The organism is Desertihabitans aurantiacus, assembly GCF_003344635.1.
Taxonomy (GTDB): domain Bacteria; phylum Actinomycetota; class Actinomycetes; order Propionibacteriales; family Propionibacteriaceae; genus Desertihabitans; species Desertihabitans aurantiacus.
The window spans coordinates 1-3,621 of record NZ_QPKK01000325.1; the positions used below are offsets into that span (position 1 = coordinate 1).

The following is a 3,621-nucleotide window of genomic DNA, read 5'->3' on the forward strand; positions in this document are numbered from 1 at the left end:
ACCGTCCCGACCGCGCTCGCGGCCGCCCTCGCCGCGGCCTGCGCCGACGCGGTGGCCCGGCGCACCGAGCGGACCGCCACCTGGGCGGGGCTGCGGACGCGGCTGCTCGACGGGCTGGCGGCCACCGACCTGACCGGCTGGCGGGTGCACGGGGGCGAGCGGACGTCCCCGGCCATCGTCAACCTCGGCTTCGACGGGTTGCGCTCCGACGACCTGCTGATGCTGCTGGACGCCGCCGGTCTGGACTGCTCGACCGGCTCGGCCTGCTCGGCCGGGGTCATCCAGCCCAGCCCGGTGCTGCTGGCCATGGGGGCGGGGGAGGAGGCCGCCCGCGGATCGCTGCGGGTCTCCTTCGGCGCCGCGTCCTCAGCGGCCGACGTCGACGCCCTGCTCACCGCGCTGCCCGGCGCCGTCGAGCGGGCCCGCCGGGTCGGTGGCTGACCGACCGCCTCAGCCGATCGGCCGCTCCTGCTGCTGACCCCGGCGCTCGCGGCGGTAGCGGGTCGGGCTGACCCCGTGCCGGCGGCGGAAGCGGGTGGAGAAGTACAGCGGGTCGCCATAGCCCACCCGCCACGCCACCTCGGCCACCGGCTGGCTGGTCAGCTCGAGCAGCTCGGCGGCCAGCTCCATCCGCTGCGCGTCCAGGTGGCGCAGCGGCGGGCTGCCCACCTGGGCGCTGAACAGGTGGCTGAGCCGGGACGCCGACAGGTGCGCCACCCGGGCCAGGTCCTGCACGTCGAGGTCCTCGGCCAGGTGGGCGTCGATGTGCTCGAGCACCCGCAGCACCCGCTCGTCCAGGAGCCGCTGCCGGGGGTTCTGGGTGTCGTACCACAGCAGCGCCGCCTCGAGCGCGTTCTGGGCGAACAGCTCGGGCCGCCCGACCGCCATCCGGCTGGCGCGGGCGGCGTCCAGCAGGGCCCGACGGACCCGCTCGGCCACCTCCGCACCCAGCCGCAGGTGCCCGACACCGGTGGCCACCTCGGGCCAGTCCAGCAGCGCCACCCAGGTCGGCGGTGGGCGGAAGTGGGTCCACAGCAGCTCCCAGCGGCCGGCCGCGGGGTCGGTGCCGTACTCCTGCACCGTCCCCGGTCGCACCAGCACCGCCTGGTCCGCGCCGACCGCCATCTGCCGGTCGTCGGCGGTCAGCAGCAGCCCGGCACCGTCGACGGTGTGCAGCAGCAGCCAGTCGTCGGTGCCGCGGGAGCGCCGGACGTGGTAGCGCACCCCCTCGCTGAACTCGCCGGCGCTGACCCGGCGGACGGCGGGAGGCGGCAGCTCGACCGCGGGCGTCTCGAACGACACAGCAGGATCCTCCATGTCCGTGACCTCGGTGCCCATTCCACACCCCGGCCGGTCCGACCAGGCTGAGAGGTATGACGAACACCCTCTCCGAGGCTCCCGCCGGTCACCCCGACGTCTCCGACGTGACCGGCCTGGAGACCTTCCCCGCCGACGCCGTCGACCCGGCCGCGCTCGCCGACGCCTACCGCCGCAACGGTGCGGTGCAGCTGCGCGGTCTGCTCGACGAGCAGGAGATCGCCGAGGTCCGCGAGGCCTTCACCACCCACATGGAGACCGACGGCACCGGCGGCTCCTTCGACGAGATCCCCGAGGGCGACCCGCTGCGCGCCTACCCCCGGATGATCCACCCGCACCGCGGCGACCACACCCCCGGCCAGCTGGCCCGGCGCTGGCTGCTGGAGGAGCGGGTGGTCGGGCGCGTCCGCGACGCCCTCCAGGCCCCGGTCTGGGCCGCGCAGTCGATGTTCTACTTCAAGCCCGCCGGCGCCCGCGGCCAGGCCATGCACCAGGACAACTACTTCCTGCAGTCCCACCCCGAGACCTGCGTGGCCGCCTGGATCGCCGTCGACGACTGCGACGAGGCCAACGGGGCGCTCGGCGTGGTGCCCGGCACCCACCGCTACGAGATCTCCTGCCCGGAGGAGGCCGACGCCGCCGAGTCGTTCACCTCGATCACCGTGCACATCCCCGACCACCTGCGGGTGGTGCAGACCGAGATGAAGGCCGGCGACGCCCTGATCTTCCACGGCAGCCTGGTGCACGGCTCGAAGCCCAACACCACCGCCGACCGGTTCCGCCGCTCACTGATCTTCCACTACATCCCCGAGGGCAGCCGGGAGGTGGCGAGCAGCTACCAGCCGCTGCTGGCGGCCGACGGCTCGGAGGTCCACATCGACGCCTCGGCGTTCGGCGGGACCTGCGGGGAGGGCTGGGTGCCCAGCAACCACTGACCGCATCCGCTGAGGTCGGCCGCGGGCGCTGGTGCGACGATCAGGCCATGATCTTCTTCTTCGGCACCCGGGTGCGCCGCAAGCTGCTGGAGTCCGGGTCGTTCCGCTGCCCGTACTGCCTGGAACCGCGCGGGTACGAGCGGCTGGGCGTGCGCACCTGGATCCACGTCTTCTGGATCCCGGTGATCCCGCTCGGCAGTGGCCAGGAAGAGGTCCGCTGCCGGTTCTGCCAGAACGGGTGGGCCACGAAGGTGCTGGAGGGCACCCGGCTCGACTGAGCCGACGGACGCAGCGCCTGGGACCGTCGACAGCCTGCTGAGCCACCGCGTCCTGGGCCGGTCGAAAAGGCCCCGTGACCACAGCGCCCTGAGCCTGTCGACGATGTGACCAGCGGGCAGCTGCCCGTGCCGGGCTCGGCGCCGTCGTCGTCGGACCGGGTCGGTAGGCTCGGCCGACGTGAAGGTTCTGGTCGCGATGTCCGGCGGGGTCGACTCCGCCGTGGCCGCCGCGCGGATGGTGGACGCGGGTCACGAGGTGACCGGCGTCCACCTCGCGCTGTCGAAGAACCCGCAGTCCTTCCGCACCGGCGCCCGCGGCTGCTGCTCCAAGGAGGACGCCCACGACGCCCGGCGGGCGGCCGACGTGCTGGGCATCGACTTCTACGTGTGGGACCTCTCCGACCGCTTCGCCGAGGACGTGGTGGACGACTTCGTCGCCGAGTACGCCGCCGGCCGCACCCCGAACCCCTGCCTGCGCTGCAACGAGAAGATCAAGTTCTCCGCGGTGCTGGAGCGGGGCGTCGCGCTCGGCTTCGACCGGGTGGCGACCGGTCACTACGCCCGGCTGGTGGACGGGCCCGACGGCGTCGAGCTGCACCGGGCGGTGGACGCCGGCAAGGACCAGTCCTACGTGCTCGGGGTGCTCACCGCCGACCAGCTGGCCCGCTCGGCCTTCCCGCTGGGCGACAGCCCCAAGGCCGAGGTGCGGGCGGAGGCGGCGCGGCGCGGGCTGCTGGTCGCCGACAAGCCCGACAGCCACGACATCTGCTTCATCAGCGACGGCGACACCGCCGGCTTCCTCGCCGAGCGGCTCGGGGAGCGGCCCGGTGACGTCGTCGACGCCGACGGCACCGTGCTCGGCCGGCATCCCGGCAGCCACCGCTTCACCGTCGGCCAGCGCCGCGGGCTGCGGCTGGGCGTCCCCGCCGCCGACGGGCGTCCGCGGTTCGTGCTCGACATCTCCCCGGTCGACAACACCGTCACCGTCGGCCCGCGCGAGGCGCTGCAGGTGCACGCGCTGACCGGGGTGCGCCCGCGCTGGACCGCCGCCCCGCCGGCCCCGGGCTGGCACGGGGAGGTGCAGCTGCGCG

General features: G+C 74.4%; 5 protein-coding genes. 4 read left to right on the forward strand and 1 reads right to left on the reverse strand.

What is annotated here, in order from left to right; translation table 11 throughout:
- Window positions 1-441 (forward strand): aminotransferase class V-fold PLP-dependent enzyme (locus DVA66_RS18205; RefSeq protein WP_114561309.1); only part of this gene is annotated, 441 nt, incomplete at its 5' end.
- 9 nt (window positions 442-450) lie between these two features.
- On the opposite strand, the gene DVA66_RS18210 is transcribed toward DVA66_RS18205, so the two are convergent.
- Window positions 451-1,302 carry a helix-turn-helix domain-containing protein gene (locus DVA66_RS18210; RefSeq protein ID WP_232822054.1) on the reverse strand — a complete coding sequence of 284 codons (852 nt, stop codon included), beginning with the start codon at window positions 1,300-1,302 and terminating at the stop codon, window positions 451-453.
- Between the two features lie 71 nt (window positions 1,303-1,373).
- Here DVA66_RS18210 and DVA66_RS18215 point away from each other — a divergent pair, with 71 nt between their 5' ends.
- The 3 genes from DVA66_RS18215 to mnmA all read left to right on the forward strand — a co-directional run.
- Complete coding sequence (locus DVA66_RS18215) at window positions 1,374-2,252, forward strand: phytanoyl-CoA dioxygenase family protein (RefSeq protein WP_114561310.1); 879 nt, start codon at window positions 1,374-1,376, stop codon at window positions 2,250-2,252.
- Window positions 2,253-2,299: 47 nt separating this feature from the next.
- Window positions 2,300-2,530 carry a hypothetical protein gene (locus DVA66_RS18220; RefSeq protein WP_114561311.1) on the forward strand — a complete coding sequence of 77 codons (231 nt, stop codon included), beginning with the start codon at window positions 2,300-2,302 and terminating at the stop codon, window positions 2,528-2,530.
- A 178-nt stretch (window positions 2,531-2,708) separates the two neighbouring features.
- Window positions 2,709-3,621: tRNA 2-thiouridine(34) synthase MnmA (gene mnmA / locus DVA66_RS18225; RefSeq protein WP_114561313.1), on the forward strand; the 913-nt coding region annotated here is incomplete at its 3' end.

What these genes read in the sequence shown, in the direction of transcription:
- DVA66_RS18215 (WP_114561310.1), top strand. Translation starts at nt 1,374, where the DNA reads ATGACGAACACCCTCTCCGAGGCTCCCGCCGGTCACCCCGACGTCTCC.
- DVA66_RS18220 (WP_114561311.1), top strand. Translation starts at nt 2,300, where the DNA reads ATGATCTTCTTCTTCGGCACCCGGGTGCGCCGCAAGCTGCTGGAGTCC.